Source organism: Streptomyces colonosanans (assembly GCF_001866645.1).
In the GTDB taxonomy this organism is placed as follows: domain Bacteria; phylum Actinomycetota; class Actinomycetes; order Streptomycetales; family Streptomycetaceae; genus Streptomyces; species Streptomyces colonosanans.
The window spans coordinates 1-2,184 of sequence record NZ_MLYP01000121.1; the positions used below are offsets into that span (position 1 = coordinate 1).

Consider the following 2,184-nt stretch of genomic DNA (forward strand, 5'->3'; position numbering starts at 1 on the left):
CGGTGACGATGTTGGCGCACCAGTGGAGACCGTGAGACCGGTAGACGTACAGGTGTCCTGCGGGTCCGAACATGACGGCGTTTCGGGGTGTCCTGCCTCGGTAGGCGTGGGAGGCGGGGTCGGCCGTACCGGAGTATGCCTCGGTCTCCGTGATGGTGATGCTCACGGTTCCCTCGGGGGTCTCGTGGGTGAGGATGGCACCGAGCAGCTTGGGGGCGACTTCTTCAGCGGGGTGAGCGAGATCCATAACGTTCATGCTGACCGACTTGACATGCCGTGGGTGAAGTAGACGTACACATGACCGGGCGGGCCGAGCATCACCTCGTTGCGGGCCGTGCGGCCGCGATACGCGTGTGAGCCGGGGTCGTTCGGGCCGTCGTACGCCTCGACCTCCGTGAGGCGCAGTGCGATCGGACCGTCCGGGGTGATACGGACGAGCAAGCGACCCAGGAGGTCCGGGGCGACCTCCAGTACAGGGCGGTCGAAGAACTTCCTGACGAGGGGCGTACGGTCAGGGATCGCGATCACGGCCTCCGAGCGTAGTCCAGACGGACGGGTGTCACTGGGCGGTCAAGGCTCCTCACCCTGTGAAGGTGCGGCGCGGAACCGGTCCGGGGCCGTAACGCGTGTCCAGTGATCAAGGGTCCACGTAAGACAGCGCGCGCAAGCGGCGGGGCGGCGGAACAGGCGTCGCCGGGGAGGGAAGATTCATGGGGTTCAAGCGGCTGCTCGCGAGCCTTGGAGCCGGCGGGGCTTCGGTCGAGACGGTGCTGACCGAGGCCAACGTCATGCCGGGCGGTGTCGTCCAGGGTGAGGTGCGGATCCAGGGCGGCTCCGTGAACCAGTCCATCCAGGGGCTGAACGTCGGTCTGCAGGCCAAGGTAGAGGTCGAGGGGCACGACGACACGGAGTACAAGCAGGACATCGAGTTCACGAAGGCGCGCCTCGGTGGTGCCTTCGAGCTCCAGGCGGGGGCCGTGCACGTCGTACCGTTCGGGCTCGAGGTCCCGTGGGAGACTCCGGTCACCATGATCGACGGGCAGTCGCTGCGCGGGATGCACATCGGAGTCACGACGGAGCTGGAGATCGCGCGTGCCGTCGACTCCGGTGACCTGGACCCGGTCGATGTGCACCCACTGCCGGCGCAGAAGGCGATCCTGGACGCGTTCATCCAGCTGGGCTTCCGCTTCAAGAGCGCGGACATGGAGCGCGGTCACATCCGGGGGACGCGGCAGCGGCTGCCGTTCTACCAGGAGATCGAGTTCTACCCGCCGTCGCAGTACCGCGGCCTGAACCAGGTCGAGTTGAGCTTCGTCGCGGACGAGCACGCGATGGACGTCGTTCTGGAGATGGACAAGAAGGCCGGTCTGTTCAGCGAGGGCAGCGACTCCTACCGCTGCTTCCAGGTGGGTCTGCACGACTTCCACGGCACGGACTGGGCCGCATACCTCCATCAGTGGCTGTCGGAGGTCGGCGGCAAGCGCAGCTGGTTCTAGGCTCTGCAACGACTGGAACCGGTTGATCCACTGACTTGGAGGTGCCGAGGTGACCGAGCTCAAGAGGCGGCCGCTGCCCCATGATTTCCATCCGCCCGTGCCGTCGTTCACGGTGACGAGCGAGGACGTCGAGCCAGGTGCCAGGCTCAAGAACGCTCAGGTCCACGCGGCCGGGAACATCTCGCCCCAGCTGCGTTGGGAGGGCTTCCCGCCTCAGACCAAGAGCTTCGCCGTGACCTGCTACGACCCGGACGCCCCGACCGGGAGCGGGTTCTGGCACTGGGTTCTGTTCGACATCCCGGCGTCGGTCACCGAGCTGCCCGCGGGTGCCGGCAGCGGGAAGTTCGAAGGGCTGCCCGCGGGTGCCGTCCACGCGCGCAACGACTACGGGACGAAGGACTTCGGGGGTGCCGCGCCGCCGCCCGGGGACGGGCCGCACCGGTATGTGTTCACGGTGTACGCGGTGGACCAGGACAAGCTCGGTCCGGACGCGGACGCCTCTCCCGCGGTGGTCGGCTTCAATCTGCGGTTCCACGCGCTGGCGCGTGCCCAGCTGATCGGTGAGTACGAGAACCCGGCCACTGGCTGACGTACTCCCTCCGAAGAACGACATTCACTGAACGTTTGCCCGCCTCTGGCTTGGAAGTGACCGGAGGCGGGCATTTTTATTGCGTTGTCCATCTCGGCG

Annotated in this window: 3 protein-coding genes and 1 pseudogene; 2 read left to right on the forward strand and 2 right to left on the reverse strand. The window is 66.8% G+C overall.

The annotated features are described in order from the left end of the window. Together BIV24_RS30305 and BIV24_RS30310 are read right to left on the reverse strand one after the other, a co-directional pair. A partial coding sequence (locus BIV24_RS30305) for a DNA-3-methyladenine glycosylase (RefSeq protein ID WP_143064703.1) occupies positions 1–256 on the reverse strand: 256 nt, incomplete at its 3' end. A gap of 14 nt (positions 257–270) precedes the next feature. Further along, positions 271–528: pseudogene (locus tag BIV24_RS30310) on the reverse strand (DNA-3-methyladenine glycosylase); the annotation flags it as partial. A 182-nt stretch (positions 529–710) separates the two neighbouring features. On the opposite strand from BIV24_RS30310, the gene BIV24_RS30315 reads away from it, so the two are divergent. Further along, positions 711–1,496 (forward strand): sporulation protein, encoded by a 786-nt coding sequence (locus tag BIV24_RS30315; RefSeq protein ID WP_071369676.1) that lies wholly within the window; start codon positions 711–713, stop codon positions 1,494–1,496. 49 nt (positions 1,497–1,545) lie between these two features. Continuing rightward, positions 1,546–2,085 (forward strand): YbhB/YbcL family Raf kinase inhibitor-like protein, encoded by a 540-nt coding sequence (locus BIV24_RS30320; RefSeq protein ID WP_071369677.1) that lies wholly within the window; start codon positions 1,546–1,548, stop codon positions 2,083–2,085. The last annotated feature ends 99 nt before the right edge of the window (positions 2,086–2,184 follow it).

Excerpts from the sequence above, each read along its gene's own strand:
- BIV24_RS30315 (WP_071369676.1), top strand. The coding sequence starts at position 711 with ATGGGGTTCAAGCGGCTGCTCGCGAGCCTTGGAGCCGGCGGGGCTTCG.